This window comes from Pseudomonas sp. SWRI68 (assembly GCF_014269165.1).
Classification (GTDB): domain Bacteria; phylum Pseudomonadota; class Gammaproteobacteria; order Pseudomonadales; family Pseudomonadaceae; genus Aquipseudomonas; species Aquipseudomonas capeferrum.
This window is the reverse complement of the sequence record NZ_JABWRU010000020.1, coordinates 73,476-87,487: the sequence shown is the minus strand read 5'-3', so window position 1 is coordinate 87,487 and position 14,012 is coordinate 73,476. Positions and strand designations below refer to the sequence as shown.

The following is a 14,012-nucleotide window of genomic DNA, read 5'->3' as shown; positions in this document are numbered from 1 at the left end:
GCCTCGTCGGTAGAGGACTACGAAGCGCTGCTGCCGTGGAACTGCTCACCGGAGATGCAACGGTAAATCGAAGCTCCATCTGGCGGTAGGTGGGGTTCATGGATCGCACTCCCTTGATCTGAGTGAATCATCACTTGCTGCTGTGGCTTGCGTCGCCACACAGCCATCAACATTGCGTCGATAGCCAGGTCGCTGCACATCCTTGGCTTCATTGACCAACCAATTACTTGGCGTGAGAACAGATCCAGCACTACCGCCAGGTAGAGCCATCCTTCATAGGTGCGGATGTAAGTGATATCTGTCACCCAGACCTTGTTCGGCTCACTGACATTGAACTGCCGCGCGAGGTGGTTGGGCGAGGCCACTGTTGGTTTTCCACCGTAGAACCCTGGACGCCGCCGATAGCCCGTTTGCGAACGCAGCCCCTCCGCCTGCATCAAGCGCCCGACTCGATTTCGTCCGCATTCCTCTCCTAGCTCACGTAGGTCATCGTGAATTTTGCGGTAGCCGTATACACCTCCGCTTTCTAGCCAGGCGTGTTTGATCAAGCCAAGCAGACGTTGATCTTCTTTTGCTCGGGCAGATTGAGGCTCGGCCAGCCAGGCGTAGTAGCCGCTGGGGTGCACCTTGAGGGTTTGGCAAAGGCGCCGCACCGGGTAATCAGTCGAGTGCTTCTTGATGAAGGCGTACTTCAGCCGCACTCCTTGGCAAAGTACGCGGCGGCCTTTTTTAAGATGTCTCGCTCTTCCGTCACGCGCTTGAGTTCAGCGCGCAGCTTGCGCAGTTCGGCCTGCTGATCGTCGTCTTGCTGACGCTGCTCTTGGGGCTTGCTGTAGACCTTGATCCAGGCGTAAAGGCTGTGCACGGACATGCCCAGGCGCTGGGCGACATCGGCGACGGGTTTGCCTTTCTCGGTCACTTGCTTGACCGCTTCGATCTTGAATTCTTCGGGGTAACGCTGACGACTCATGGCACCTCCTATTTGGGCCTCATTATGAGGCTTGGAGGTGTCTACGAAACCAGGGGCGATTCAGTGGCAGTCGCAGCCTAGGCGACAGTCGTCTGAATTAACGTAACGTTACTTGAAATCGAGGCCGGTAAGACTTACTGTTCGCATCAGCTCATCTACCAGCCTTCGGGTGTAAGCGTAGAAGGAGTAACGGCCCCGTCCTCCTGCGGAGGGCGCGGCCAGCCTAATTCCCCTCGTTATACCGCTCCCAGCGCCTTTCCAGTTTTCTTTGCTGATGCTCCCGCTCAACCGGGTATGCCGTCCACGGCAGGATATAGTCCTCGCGCTCGTCCAAGACCACCAAGTATTCAGCTTCGGCAAACCAGATCAGCACGCGATGACCTGAACCCTTCGGTTCGCGCCAAATCTTAAGCGCGGCGTCCGCAGCATTTTCGATAATCGGCCTTGGCCAGCGAATGCGCTCACAACGTCGCAAGTCGGGTAGGCGTTCCGCCTCGTCGTTGCCTTCGGAAATCATGTGCCAGAAGGTAGCTTCTTTGCCCTGTATAACCGGGTGACGCTTCAAGCCCAGACGCTTGCCCGCGAACACAGGTTTTGACTCAACGAAGTCGGCACAAAAGATCCGGTAGATAGCTTCCAAGTAACGTGAGAAATCGCCTCCATAAGCCTTCAGTTCCTCCAGAGGCGGCAGCCATCTTGGCAAGCTCATAGCCCGCTGCTCCCGCTCCAGAGGAATAGGTTGAATTTGGACTCACGCAGCAACGTGTTCTGCTTCAGGTTATAGCGGCTGCGCTCGCGGATACGTTCGATCAGGCGCTGTTTGGCTTCGCTGCCGGTAAGCCCGCGATGTAGGTAGGACAGCGCGCCGATTAGCAAGTCTGCCAACTGCAGTTGCTCGGCTTCATGGGAGTGGATGCGTTGTACCCGGCGAATCATCCTGCGCGAGAAGTCATAGGCGTTGTGGGCCAGCACCTCATGGAGCTTGGCGATCTTCTCATGCCCAAGGGTGTCTTTGATGTCGATGTAAACGTGATATCCGGCATCCGGTTCGAATATGGTCTTGAGCATCGAGAAGTACATTTTGTAGTACCAGTCATCATGGCTCTGCCGGTACTGCTGATGATTGAGGCGGGCCTTGTCAGCCACGATCAGCGCGCGGAAATGCAGGTCGTCGTCATCGAAGAAATAGTCAATGCAGTCTAAGTAGAACTGCAGCTTAGTCGCCCCTACCTTGGTCCACTTGATCTCGAAGTCCGCCGACAACCGATGTCTGACCTTGATCTCACGCAGGCGTTGGGCGATCTCTAGGCGCTTGGCCTCAGGGCACCAGACCGCACCTAGTACCATAGCCTTCTGGCCATCGTTCTCCAGATGGCAGGATTCATCGCAGTAGATATTAAAGGTTTCGCTCACGAAACAGCCCCTAAATTGCGCCCCTTGAATCCGGCCGGTGCTGCCTTTTTCTCTTTTTGCGGCTCAATTTTACGAGTGTTCTGGAATGCCAGCAGATCCACCTCAAAGATGCTGATCACTGCCTGGTTGTTACCATGCACGTGGGCAATCTGCCGCTCATATTGCTGCTTGAACGGGGCTTGAGCACTTGAGCCTCCAAACTGGCCAGTGTTGGCAAGCATAACTGGCTGATACATATGGAACTGCAAGGCGGTTGTCATGGTGTCAAACGTCCCTATGTCCCTATTCAAAGCGCTGATGACGAATCCATCACTGATGTCGCGCATGTCTGCGCCCAGTTTGAGGTCCGTTGCGTCGTAGCAGACTGCCCCAGTCAGTTTGGCTTCGGCACCTGAATGATCCTTGAGCTGAACAATGACTTGATAGGGGCGGTGCCCTGCCACACCAGAAGATAGCTCCCAGGGGATGCCGTGCTGCTTGCCCTGATATGCACGGATGATCTGCCTACCGGCAGCACTTTCTTGTCGCAGCAGCCATACCGCACGGTTAATAGGTTTTTTCAGGTAGGGATGTTCGATAAATGTTTGCCCCGCGAAGATTAAGGCTCCCGTGCTGTCTGACAGCCGATGAAGCAGCCACATGTCATCCGGATGAATAGCAAGTTCTGGAAAGACGATGAGATCGAGCTGGTTTTTCTGCTTATCTGAGGTTTTACGCTTTGCGAAGCGGCTTGCTGCCAGTTGCTGTCCAAGCAAGCGGCACATGGCAGCGAGGTGTGCTCTATGCCTAGCCCGGTAGGAGGCAGTCCACATCAGTGGGTCGCCACTTGAGAAGTCGTTGTCCCGAGGCATTAGCGTCTGCACCAACGCGACCTTGAACTCACGTAAGTTGGATTTGGGAGAGCAGTCAACAGGCAACAGGTAGGCTGGAAGATTAGATTGACTGCCGTATATGCGGCCCTGCTCAGCCAAGCGAGCTTTTACTAGTTTGAGCAAGTCCGACGGCTGACGAAAAGCAGCAAAGCTCTCAATATCCGTCCTGTTAATCTCCAAGCCGGGCCACTGCAAAAGACGCATAACCAGCTCATTGAGCCATGGCGAGATTGGAGTTGGCTCCTCACCTAAACCGCGGCTCAGCGGCATCAGCCCCATGCGTCGTTTATACCAGCTGCTTTGCAGGCCGCGATAACGATCAAACTGCTCTTCTCGTATTGGGAAAAAACGAGTGGTGAAGTCACTTTCGCCGATGATGGCTGAGCGTAGCAGACGTCCTAAACGGTAGGCCCAAGCCATTTCCTCTGAACACCATGATGGTGTCTTACTCCATGGGGGGACTATCGTGTTAGGTTCTTTGACGATCAAAGCCAGTGGCGTATCTGGATGCTGAATCTTGTTCCAGTCACTACAGTCGATTGATAGCCAATCCAAGCCCAACCCATCGCTATTAAGGCAGTCGGAGTGCTCAGCTTTCAACAGCTCAGCGGCCAGTTTGAGTAGAGCGTTTTCTTGAACGAATGGGTTTTCTGGATGGGATACGATGTTTAATAACGAACGCCTACCCTTGGGCCAGTCTTTTAATCGTATAGATATGTCCTGTGCATGGTCTTTAGGTAAGTAGCGTTCTAGGTATTTGAGCCAACCTGCCTTCCCTTTACTCACGCCATGCACCATGTAACTCTCCAAGGATTCGTATATCTATCATTGCGATATCATCAATCAGTTTTCGGGCATCTTTGGTCTTCAGCTTTTGCAGCCAATTACCCAGCCAAATAATGAACTTATCCCGCTGGCCGGTAATTCGCATCACAAGCAGCCCTGCTGTAAGTGAATTGGATACTTCTGCGGTCGTTGGCGGAGTAAGGCGTAAAGCGTCATGCAGTGCTCTGTAGGAAGCCAGTTCTCTAGTCAGCGGCAAAGGTACTGGATACTGCATGACAGCCAGAAAGAGTGCAGCCTGTTGATGCAGATACCACGGAAGTTTTTCGTTCTCGATTGCCTGTAGGGCTGCCTGCAGTAACTCCTTACGATAGCCAGTTATGTCCGCCGAATCTGGATAACTTTCTGGACGGTGCAACCCTGTTTCTACTGCGCCGGCCCTGAGTAGATCAGCAAGCACAAACAATGCGACTTCCCGCTCAGTTTTAGGGACGGCAGGCTCTAACTTTAACATCAATGCCTGGAGAACCGGTCGCAGGAGCTTGGCTGAGGGGAATATGTCCAAGCCGCAGCGCAACACGCTGGCCAAGGCAGGGTTGCGTGACCAGCAAGCGATCAGCTTACGGGCAATCGTTTCCATTTCATGATCAAGTGCCTGGCGCTCACTGACTTCAGTATTGGTCAGCACGTCCTCGGCGGGCAGTTCTGGATCGCTCATGCTGCGGCGCATGCGTAGCACTTGGCGTAATCGATTGGCCGCAAAGCGTTTGACAGTATCGTCCCGCACGTCCGCTCGCGGCAGGGATATACGGGCTAGCGACAAGGGGTTCTCATCGACATCGTTGGCATCATCCAGTGCGTCAGCAAGCCAAAGTAAGTGATCTAGGCTGCCAGTAGCTTGCAGCAAAGCTGCGGGGTCGGGGGCTGTGCTGATTTGCCCATTCACGCCTCGCATAAAGCGGGAGGTACTACCCTGAACGGCGAAGTCTTCCCAAGCGACTGCTTCAGATTTTTCTTGTTTTACTGCCAAACCATTGTCTGCGCCCTTGAAGCACTCTTTAATAAGTTTGTTAGCCCAGTTGCTTATACTTTTCGCAAGTGTTTCAAGTGCTAAGTCTTGCGCTGATTCATTCGAGATTGCAACGACTAAGCGCATATCATCAACGTAGCGGCAATAGTCAAGCAGCTTAACCCGAACACCAGTGGACTTCATACGGATGTGAGTTTTTTTGCGTATTCGTGCAGCGACTAACTGGTCGAAATCATGCATGTAAGCATTGGCAAAGAAGCCGCTCGCCACTAAACCCTGAGGTAAGCCTAACTTGAGATCGCTGCGGCTATCTGAATCGCTCTCTTGCCATTGCCAACTAAGGATCTTCTCAGTCGCTTCCCAGAACGGTGTAGCTTCGTCCTCGGAGTAAGGGATAGCAAATTCTTTGGCATAACGCTGATAAAGTCTCTTTAATAGGTCGACCACCGCAGATTGTTCAACACAATCATAAAACTTGGCCAGATCAAGCTTGACCACAAACAGACGCTCGTCATGCAGGCTGGGTAGTACTTCGCGACAAGCCTCTGCGGGGCGCTCCAAGAAGCGCTCATAGTCCACGAAAAACTGCGAATAGGTGGTGGAATTGCCCCAGCGAAAACGTGCTTGCTGCTTGCCATCAGACTCTTCAGTCCAGTCGCAGAACAGCCGATTGCCGTAGCTGCAAACTCGCTGTCTGGCTTGTGCATTACTGCGGTAGCTCGCGGGGTCGGTATTACCTTGCAGTGTTTCTACAGCGTCAGCGAGACATAGCATAACGGCAGAGGCTAAAACCTGCTCACGAATGCTGACATGTGCTAGTGGACGCAAGTCGGGCTCTGCTTGTTGAACTTCGCCATTTTTATTGACTATGGCTTTAAATTTCCAGTCCCCGCCTTCAGCTTCAGCCTTGGATGGAAAGTACCACTTGCCATTTTTTGGAGCTGGCACCAGGCGCAGAGGGCTTGCTGCCCTATGGTCGCTAGTGGAAATCTGTTGCTGCCATTGTTTTAGTGTTTGCGGTAGCAGCAGAGAAACCTGCTCCAGCTCCAGAATGTCAGCATACCAATTATGTCGGCGAATGTAGGCATCAGACTTTTTCCAAGCCTGTGCAAGAACTGCCTCATCGGCCAGTAGGTCTAGTGATGGCATCAACCTTTCATAGCGGGCGTCAACAATGCTCATGCCGCGGCCCGCCGGACCTGGGCTTCGGTCAGCTGTGCATGCACCTGACCTGGCTGGATGACTTGCTTGCGTATTCTCCAGCAGGCCCGCTGAATATCGGGGGCGATGTACCTGCTGCAGATATCCCATTCGGAAAGCGACTTTTTGTTCATACCCTCAATTCCCTTTCAAGCCGGCCTGGTCGCCCCAATCCGGCAATGCTAATCGTGCTCGATAGGTGTAAATGTACCGCGTTTGGTATCGGTTTGGTGGTCGATCTGGTTTCGGTAGCTCAAGGCATAGGCGAAAACGGCATCGCGGTTTTCTCGTGCCGAGTCATCTAGCTATCCTCTTGATTTTTAATTCTTTCTTTTTAGGAGCTCAGGCTGAGCCGAATTCTGATGTGAACAGAGCTCTAGGTGAGCCCTATCCGGGACCATTACAGCTCAGAGCGATACGTATCACTCTGAGCTGTGTATAAGATCGCTACGGCGATTGAGGTGTCTGCGCAGCGTTTCTCGAATGCCGGCTGGCAGTCGATCTAGGTCGGTGTGCAACGAGCCTAAATCGATCTGGGAATTACCACCTGCCAGATTGATTTGTATATTCAGACGCTCGATATTCAGTGTTCGCGTACTTGCGAGATCGCCGGCGATCAAGGCTTTTTTAAGCTCATTAACGGTCTGCTGGGCGCGGTCCGGCACGTATTCCCAGGTTACTACGGTATGTGGTAAGCCGGCCTCTGTGACCTGGACCTTTTCGCGTAGCATGTAGTGATTGGATCGGCCGAGCTTTTTCTTTGCAATGAAACCTGCTTTTTCGAGAACCCCTAACGCCAGTTTGACCTGTGCCTGACTGACTCCAGACTGTTCGGAAATTCGTTGGATGCCCGGTTTCGATAATCCATGGTCGAAATTGGCATGTGCCTTGATGACGGCATAAACCGTAAACGAATGGGGCCCAATTCGGGCGACATCGCCCTGATCAATCATTGCCCTGAAAACATGGAACCACTGGGTCTGCGCTCGCAGTGGGGCTGAGACGTTAGTCATTGTTGTACCCTCCGCGGAGCTGTACGCGCGGCCTACTCAGGATCCAGGCAGAAATCTCCGTGCTGAGCCAGCCAACCGATCTGCTGCCGCCTAGATCATATGGAGCAGGGAATTTTCCTGCGGCTATGTCGCGATAGATCGTGGATCTCTTTTTCCCGACAACGAGCTCAACCTCGGGCAGGCGAAGGAAGCGCGGTTCCTCTGGGCTGGGTGCAATAGTTCGTGCTGACATTTGATCGGTGCTCAGGCGATGGCGTTGCAACAATCCTCAGGTGCTGCAATACGCATATGTGTTGGGAGTGGCGCTCGGGCTGTCCTGCTACAAAGCAGGGGCATTTGTCGGGCCTCGAGTTACGGGCCTCCGAGATTTCTCGCCGGCGGCAGCTGTGCGCATGACAGCTGAAGCTATGTTTTTGGCATGGGGGAGAGGAAACCCAGCTGGTACGGAATAGGGAGCCGTACGTTTCCTTGGCAGCCTTGCTGAAGGCGTAACAGGCGCTGCGAGATGCTGGCAATTCCCCGATGAGGTAGCCAGAAAGTCCATTTGCTAATAGCAGATGGACTTCGGGTTTTTAACGCCGTAACCGGAGCAGCGTGACGATCCCACGGAGTCCTAGGGGCGTCCAGGGAATGCCAGATTTTTACCGAGCGGAGATTGGTATTGCAAGCCCAAGTTGTGAGCTTAGGCCTTGAGGGCATCTAGGTAATCTGACCAGCGCTGCATCATGTCGCGGCGCTCAGGCAGAAATGATGTTCGGTCGTATGCGCGCCCCAGTGGATTTTTTAACGTGTGAGCAAGCTGATGCTCCAAGAGATCGGGGCGAAACCCCAACACCTCAGCACCAATGGTTCTCGCTGTCGCACGAAAGCCGTGCCCGGTCATTTCGTCGCCGCTGATGTCCATGCGGCGTAACGCACTGAGTACGGCATTGTTGGACATCGGCCGGTCTCCTCCTCGTGCCGAGGGGAAGGCGTACCGATGTCTGCCGGTGAGCGGTTTCAGCTCGCGCAGAACCGCGACTGCTTGTTGGCTGAGAGGAACCAAATGATCCTGCCGATCCTGTTTGGTGGCAGTGAGCCCTTTCATCTTGTGGCCGGGAATCAACCACTCGCCCGCATCCAGATTGACCTCCGACCACTCCATGTGGCGCAGGTCACCGGGCCGGCAGAACAGCAACGGGGCCAGTTTGAGTGCACAACAAACAGGCAGTGTCCCCGTGTAGCTATCCAGCGCTTTGAGCAGTGCACCGAGTTTTTCAGGATCAGTCACGGCAGCAAAGTGTTTCACCCGCTTGGCTGGGAGCGTACGAGAGAGATTCCCAATCTGGTTGGGTGGGGTGATACCGGCAGCTTCGGCGAACTCGAAAATCTGTTTGTAGATCTGGGCAACACGACGCGCAGTCTCGCGAGCACCACGCTTGATGATGCGCTGCAGGTTTTCGACCAGCATGGGTGTGCTGATGCTGCTGATCGGGAGTTTTCCCAACCAGGGGTAGGCATTGAGCTCAAGGCGCTGCCGTACCGTGCGGGTGTACTCCGGATTCCAGGTTGACTCGCGAATAGTGAGCCATTGCTTTGCGACCGATTCAAAGGTGTGTTGGTGATCGAGCTGGCTGACCACCTTGGCCATGCGTCTTTGCAGCGAAGGGTCTTGGCCACCGGCAAGCTGAACGCGAGCGTCATCACGCTTGCGCCGGGCCTCCTGCAGGCTGACCTCAGGATAAACACCAAGCGCTAGGCGCTTTTCCTTTCCCAGAAAGCGGTACTTCACGCGCCAGTAACGGCCTCCGTTGGGCTGCACCTCTAAGTACAAACCTTGTTCGTCGTACAGGCGGTACGATTTCTCCTGGGGCTTAGCGTTGCGGCAGTTGGTGTCTTTCAGGGGCATTGGGGGCACATCCTCTCCGAGCGAGCTGATGAGCGTTTTATGCCCCCATATATGCCCCCGTCAACTGTGGGATGCCCTGGGATTAGGTGGGAAAGCGCGGGCAAGAAAAAAGCCGTAAAGCTTTGATTTCTCTAGGCTTTACGGCTTTTCTGGGTCTTCCTGGGAAGAAAAATTGGTGGAGCCGGGGGGATTTGAACCCCCGTCCGCCAGTACTCCGCTGTCGGTACTACATGCTTAGCCGTGTCTACTGATTTAATCCGCAGCCGCCCGACGGGCAGGGTGCTTTGGATGAGTTGGGTAAGTTTTAGTCGCTTTGCCCCCAACGTGCTACACGACGATCCTGTTCTGTATGACAATCATTTCGGGTTTACAGGCATCCCCTGATGATTGCTGGAGCCGAAGCTACCAGGAGAGCGGGCTCAGCTGCTTACGCAGCGAGAGCGTAACCCTCGTAGTTTTCGTCATTGGCAACTATAGAAAGTTGCAACAGTGGATTTACGAGTTCTGTTACCAACTCGGCATGCACCTAGAGTTTCGCTACCGGCGTCGAATCCTAATCGGCCCCACACTCAGCTCTAGCTGACCGTACCTTTCGGCACGTGGGCTGAGTATACGCGCTAAAGCGGGCGGCGTCGACAGCAGGTTCCGCCGCCCGCTTCAGGTCAAGCACCGCTGCCGCCGGCCGAGCCGCTGCCTTTGTCGGTTTTTTCCAGGCGTTCGATGACTTTGCTGGTGATGGCGATGCATTTTTTGGTGTCGCCCGAGGCCTGGGCGGCCTTGGCTTCGTCGACGTGCTCGGTGATTGCCTTGTCAAGGCCCTCGGAGGTGGCGCCGGCGGTGGCCATGCTGTCGTCGATTTTCTGCAGGTTGGCGGTGCAGAGGTCCTCTGCGGCGAACACTGGCGAGGCCAGGAGGGTAGCGGCCGCGAAGAGGGCCGAAAGCGCGGTACCTTTCATGGGTGACTCCTTCTGAGGCCTCTGGAAGGTGGGCCTGTAAGGTGGACTGCGCAGATTTGGCGAGGGTTCAATCGGGATGGTGGCGGGGCGATATGATGGGGTGGCTAGGCGTGATTGCGTCGCTTTAGAAGGCGGGGCTGTAGGGGAATTCGGAACTTGAAACCAAATGCTTCAGGTGGAATTGCTTTAGGAATTATCCTACCGGCGCCGCAGCCGTTTCTCTGTTGTCGATGATGAGCGCAGGGGCTAGTTTCCCTGGGTCGCCATGGTTTGGCGATCGGGTGTGAGAGCCCGGCGATTACATCGTGCCAGTGTTATGGCAGCCGTTCGTGGGCAGGCTTCGGCCTGGCCGGAATTCCGATGTTCGCCGGTCTCTCACCCCGCGTACGGCTGCCACCTCCTTCTGTGAGAGGAAGAGGGTGATAGCTCCGTTTATGACATCGGAGAATTCATCATGAAGAAGATTGTTCCAGACCCACCCAGCCAAACGTCTTCACGTTCGTTCTACACCATCGACAACAAGGTGCCTTCACCTGAGGCGCTGTTGTACGCCATTCAGTTGATGCGCGGTATTGAAGACACCTTGGACGAATACATCTGCGGCAATGCCGGTGAGCCGGGGATCGGTATGCTGGTGAATTCGGTGCATAACGTGCAGATGAGCAGGGCGTTGGCTGAGTTGGTGCTGGCTCGCGAGCCTTGAGGGCTTTGGGGGCCTAGTGCTTGTCATGGCATTTTTGGCGCCTGTGAGATCGAGCGCCGCCCGCGCGGCGCATCGCGACGCAAGGCCGCTCCTACATTTGTTTCGGGCCAGTTATTCCAGAGGCATTGGCGCGCGACCCCTTGGTGCTCGCCTCAATATCGCGTCGTACAAACAAGGCGGTCGCGCGCAAATGCCACAGACCTCACTGGCCCGAAACAAATGTAGGAGCGGCCTTGCGTCGCGATGCGCCGCGCGGGCGGCGCTCGATCTCATAGGCGCTGAACATGCATTGGCGAACACCTGTCAGCCATAACGCCATCTCATGCTTCAGATACTACGCGCCCGCGTCACCCGATCCACCAGGTAAACCAACCCGTGATAATCAATGCCACTATGGCTGGACAACCCAATCTCACAGGTGCGGCTGGTAGAAATCCCTTCACTGCAATACTGCACCGCATCCTTCAAGCTCCGCAGCGAATGTGCATTGAGCTCCGGCGTGGTAAACCCCTTGTCCCCGGCAAACCCACAGCAGTGAATCCCTTCCGGAATCACCACCTGCTTGCTGCACCGCCGCGCCAGGTCGATCAGCGCCTGGCTTTCCCCCAAATGCTGGGTGCTGCAGGTCACATGCACCGCCACCGGCTCTTCCTGCGGGGTGAACTCCAGCCTGTCCAGCAGATGGCTACGAATGAAGCGCACTGGGTCGTACAGGTCCAGGCGGGTTTCCCCCAGGTCCTGCACCAGGCGCAAGGTACACGGGCTGGTGTCGCAGTAGATCGGGTCAAGCCCTCCGCGGCTGGCATGCAGCAGGGCGTTGATCAACTCCTGGCGCTTGTGCTCAGCCTGCTCCGGGTACCCCTTCGACGCAAACGGCTGCCCACAGCACAGGCTGTCGGCGTTCTCCGGAAACACCACTTGGTAACCGGCCTTCTCCAGCAGCCCGCGGGTCTTGTCCAGCAATGAGCTTTGCTCCCGGTCCGCATAGGCCGGCCCCATCACGCGTGAAACGCAAGCCGCCAGGTACACCACCCGTGGCCGGGCATCATGGCTCGCTGGGCCAAAGTCGATGCTGCGCAGGGGCTGTGGCATGGCTGGGGTCCACTGCGGCAGCCGGCCTTTGCTGGCTTTGCTCAACGCTGTGCTCAAACGGCCCAGGCGCGGGGCGCCGAGCAGCTTGCGGGCGGTGTTGGCGGCGGTCAGGGTCAGGCGGGCACCGCTCAGTGCCGTGTGGAAGTGGTCGGCCAGCCAGTCGGCGGCCTTGTCGTGCTCGGCGGCCTGGCTGCGCAGCTTCTTCACCAGCTCGCCGGTGTTGATGCCGACCGGGCAGCGCTGGGCGCACAGGCCGGTGGCGGCGCAGGTGTCGAGGCCTTGGTATTGGTAGGTCTTGAGCAGCGCTCGGGTATCGACGCCGGCGCGTTTCTTGGCCTGGATATCACGCCACATGACGATGCGCTGGCGCGGGCTCAGGGTCAGCCCCTTGGATGGGCACACCGGTTCGCAGAAGCCACACTCGATGCACTTGTCGACGATTTCATCGGCGGCCGGCAGCGGCTTGAGGTTTTTCAGGTGGATATCGCGGTCTTCGCTCAGCACCACATCGGGGTTGAGGATGCCATTGGGGTCGAGCAGGCGCTTCAGCGCCCACATCAACTGGTAAGCGTCATGGCCCCACTCCAACTCTACGAACGGCGCCATGTTGCGGCCGGTGCCATGCTCGGCCTTCAGCGAGCCACCGAACTCCACGGCCACCAGCTGGGCCACGTCGTCCATGAAGGCTTGGTAACGCTTCACTTCCTCGGCGCTGTTGAAGCCTTGGGTGAAGACGAAGTGCAGGTTGCCCTCCAGGGCATGGCCGAAAATGATCGCTTCGTCGTAGTGGTGCTTGTCGAACAGCTGGATCAGGCGGTTGACGCCCTCGGCCAGTTGCTCGATGGGGAAGGTCACGTCTTCGATGATCACCGTGGTGCCGGTCTGGCGCACGGCGCCGACGGCGGGGAAGGTGTCTTTGCGGATTTTCCACAGCTGGTTGTACACCGCCGGGTCTTCGCTGAACTCGACTTTCTGCTCCAGCGGGAACTCGGCAATCGACGCCATCACCTGCTGCAGTTGCTCATGCAGCAGCGTCTGGCTGGCCGCGCGGGACTCGATCAGCAGCGCGCAGGCATTGTCTGACAGGCCTTTTACCCACAGCGGCATGCCGGGCATGTTCTGCACCGAACGCAGGCTGCGCCGGTCGAGCAGCTCTACGGCAGACACCGGCTGGCGCTTGAGCAGGGTGACCGCGCGGCAGCAGCTTTCGACGCTGGGGAAGACCAGCAAGGCGCTGGCTTTGTGCGGGTGGTCGGGCACGGTGTTGTAGGTGACGGCGCTGATGAAGCCCAGCGTGCCTTCAGACCCAACCAGCAGGTGCTGCAGGATGTCGAGCGGCTGGTCGTAGTCCACCAGGGCATTGAGGGACAGGCCGGTGGTGTTCTTCAGCCGGTACTTGTGGCGGATGCGGTCGGCCAGTTCGGTGTTGGCGCGGGTTTCACGGCCCAGGCGCGCCAGTGCTTCGAGCAGGTCGGCGTGGCTGTGCTTGAAGGCGCTGACGCTGGCCGGGTCTTCGCTGTCCAGGCGGGTGCCGTCGGCCAGCACCAGGCGCAGGCCGGCCAGGGTGTGGTAGGTGTTTTGCGCGGTGCCGCAGCACATGCCGCTGGCGTTGTTGGCGACGATGCCGCCGATCTTGCAGGCGTTGATCGAGGCGGGGTCTGGGCCGATCTTGCGCCCGAACGGTGCCAGCCAGGCGTTGGCCTGGGCGCCGATCACACCGGGCTGCAGGCGGATCTGCTCGCCCTGGCCACGGATTTCGCGGCCGTTCCAGTTGTCGCCGAGCACAATCAGCACCGAGTCGCTGATGGCCTGCCCAGACAAGCTGGTGCCGGCCGCGCGGAAGGTCACCGGCACGCGCTCGCGCTGGGCCAGTTGCAGCAGGCCGACCACTTCGTCCTCGGACTCGACGCGCACCACCAGCTTGGGGATCAGCCGATAAAAGCTGGCATCGGTGCCAAAGGCCAGGGTGGAGGTGGGGTCGTCGAAACGGCGTTCGGCGGGTATCAGGCGCTCGGCATCACGCAGGAACGCGGCGGGCAGGCTCATGCAATCTCCTCGCGGGGCCGCGGCGTCTGGTGCGCCGCATGCCCCG

At 56.9% G+C, this 14,012-nt stretch carries 11 protein-coding genes, 1 other RNA gene and 1 pseudogene; 2 read left to right on the top strand and 11 right to left on the bottom strand.

What is annotated here, in order from left to right; translation table 11 throughout:
- Nucleotides 1–107 precede the first annotated feature (107 nt).
- The 5 genes and pseudogenes from HU770_RS22510 to HU770_RS22490 form a co-directional block, all read right to left on the bottom strand.
- Nucleotides 108–970 (bottom strand): annotated as a pseudogene (locus HU770_RS22510) (IS3 family transposase); the annotation flags it as partial.
- 223 nt (nucleotides 971–1,193) lie between these two features.
- Nucleotides 1,194–1,679 carry a hypothetical protein gene (locus tag HU770_RS22505; RefSeq protein WP_058160013.1) on the bottom strand — a complete coding sequence of 162 codons (486 nt, stop codon included), beginning with the start codon at nucleotides 1,677–1,679 and terminating at the stop codon, nucleotides 1,194–1,196.
- Entirely contained in the window at nucleotides 1,676–2,383 is a 708-nt protein-coding gene (locus HU770_RS22500) for a DUF3800 domain-containing protein (RefSeq protein ID WP_186665560.1), read from the bottom strand. The genes HU770_RS22505 and HU770_RS22500 overlap by 4 nt, the downstream gene beginning before the upstream one ends.
- Nucleotides 2,380–4,053 (bottom strand): hypothetical protein, encoded by a 1,674-nt coding sequence (locus HU770_RS22495; RefSeq protein ID WP_186665557.1) that lies wholly within the window; start codon nucleotides 4,051–4,053, stop codon nucleotides 2,380–2,382. The genes HU770_RS22500 and HU770_RS22495 overlap by 4 nt, the downstream gene beginning before the upstream one ends.
- Nucleotides 4,034–6,250, bottom strand: a complete 2,217-nt coding sequence (locus HU770_RS22490) for an RNA-directed DNA polymerase (protein ID WP_158514233.1) — start codon at nucleotides 6,248–6,250, stop codon at nucleotides 4,034–4,036. Before HU770_RS22490 ends, HU770_RS22495 begins: the two co-directional genes overlap by 20 nt.
- A gap of 38 nt (nucleotides 6,251–6,288) precedes the next feature.
- On the opposite strand from HU770_RS22490, the gene HU770_RS22485 reads away from it, so the two are divergent.
- Nucleotides 6,289–6,573 (top strand): hypothetical protein, encoded by a 285-nt coding sequence (locus tag HU770_RS22485; protein ID WP_186665555.1) that lies wholly within the window; start codon nucleotides 6,289–6,291, stop codon nucleotides 6,571–6,573.
- 117 nt (nucleotides 6,574–6,690) lie between these two features.
- Here the strand turns inward: HU770_RS22485 and HU770_RS22480 are convergent, their stop codons facing one another.
- From HU770_RS22480 to HU770_RS22460, 5 genes are all read right to left on the bottom strand, one after another.
- Complete coding sequence (locus HU770_RS22480; protein WP_238347566.1) at nucleotides 6,691–7,281, bottom strand: helix-turn-helix domain-containing protein; 591 nt, start codon at nucleotides 7,279–7,281, stop codon at nucleotides 6,691–6,693.
- On the bottom strand, nucleotides 7,274–7,513 hold the full coding sequence (locus tag HU770_RS22475) for an AlpA family phage regulatory protein (protein ID WP_186665564.1): 240 nt from the start codon (nucleotides 7,511–7,513) through the stop codon (nucleotides 7,274–7,276). The genes HU770_RS22480 and HU770_RS22475 overlap by 8 nt, the downstream gene beginning before the upstream one ends.
- A gap of 450 nt (nucleotides 7,514–7,963) precedes the next feature.
- Nucleotides 7,964–9,169, bottom strand: a complete 1,206-nt coding sequence (locus HU770_RS22470) for an integrase arm-type DNA-binding domain-containing protein (RefSeq protein WP_186665553.1) — start codon at nucleotides 9,167–9,169, stop codon at nucleotides 7,964–7,966.
- Nucleotides 9,170–9,342: 173 nt separating this feature from the next.
- Nucleotides 9,343–9,734, bottom strand: a transfer-messenger RNA (tmRNA) gene (gene ssrA / locus HU770_RS22465).
- A gap of 97 nt (nucleotides 9,735–9,831) precedes the next feature.
- Nucleotides 9,832–10,125 (bottom strand): hypothetical protein, encoded by a 294-nt coding sequence (locus tag HU770_RS22460; protein ID WP_186665551.1) that lies wholly within the window; start codon nucleotides 10,123–10,125, stop codon nucleotides 9,832–9,834.
- 454 nt (nucleotides 10,126–10,579) lie between these two features.
- On the opposite strand from HU770_RS22460, the gene HU770_RS22455 reads away from it, so the two are divergent.
- Nucleotides 10,580–10,828, top strand: coding sequence for a hypothetical protein (locus HU770_RS22455; protein WP_047583937.1), 249 nt, complete (start codon nucleotides 10,580–10,582; stop codon nucleotides 10,826–10,828).
- 327 nt (nucleotides 10,829–11,155) lie between these two features.
- Here HU770_RS22455 and HU770_RS22450 read toward each other — a convergent pair whose 3' ends face one another.
- Nucleotides 11,156–13,966: an FAD-binding and (Fe-S)-binding domain-containing protein gene (locus HU770_RS22450; protein WP_186665549.1), complete on the bottom strand. Its 2,811-nt coding sequence runs from the start codon at nucleotides 13,964–13,966 to the stop codon at nucleotides 11,156–11,158.
- Nucleotides 13,967–14,012: the final 46 nt, after the last annotated feature.

Coding starts and splice junctions, on each gene's coding strand:
- HU770_RS22505 (WP_058160013.1), bottom strand. CDS start 1,679: ATGAGCTTGCCAAGATGGCTGCCGCCTCTGGAGGAACTGAAGGCTTAT.
- HU770_RS22495 (WP_186665557.1), bottom strand. CDS start 4,053: ATGGTGCATGGCGTGAGTAAAGGGAAGGCAGGTTGGCTCAAATACCTA.
- HU770_RS22490 (WP_158514233.1), bottom strand. CDS start 6,250: ATGAGCATTGTTGACGCCCGCTATGAAAGGTTGATGCCATCACTAGAC.
- HU770_RS22485 (WP_186665555.1), top strand. CDS start 6,289: ATGCACCTGACCTGGCTGGATGACTTGCTTGCGTATTCTCCAGCAGGC.
- HU770_RS22480 (WP_238347566.1), bottom strand. CDS start 7,281: ATGACTAACGTCTCAGCCCCACTGCGAGCGCAGACCCAGTGGTTCCAT.
- HU770_RS22475 (WP_186665564.1), bottom strand. CDS start 7,513: ATGTCAGCACGAACTATTGCACCCAGCCCAGAGGAACCGCGCTTCCTT.
- HU770_RS22470 (WP_186665553.1), bottom strand. CDS start 9,169: ATGCCCCTGAAAGACACCAACTGCCGCAACGCTAAGCCCCAGGAGAAA.
- HU770_RS22460 (WP_186665551.1), bottom strand. CDS start 10,125: ATGAAAGGTACCGCGCTTTCGGCCCTCTTCGCGGCCGCTACCCTCCTG.
- HU770_RS22455 (WP_047583937.1), top strand. CDS start 10,580: ATGAAGAAGATTGTTCCAGACCCACCCAGCCAAACGTCTTCACGTTCG.
- HU770_RS22450 (WP_186665549.1), bottom strand. CDS start 13,966: ATGAGCCTGCCCGCCGCGTTCCTGCGTGATGCCGAGCGCCTGATACCC.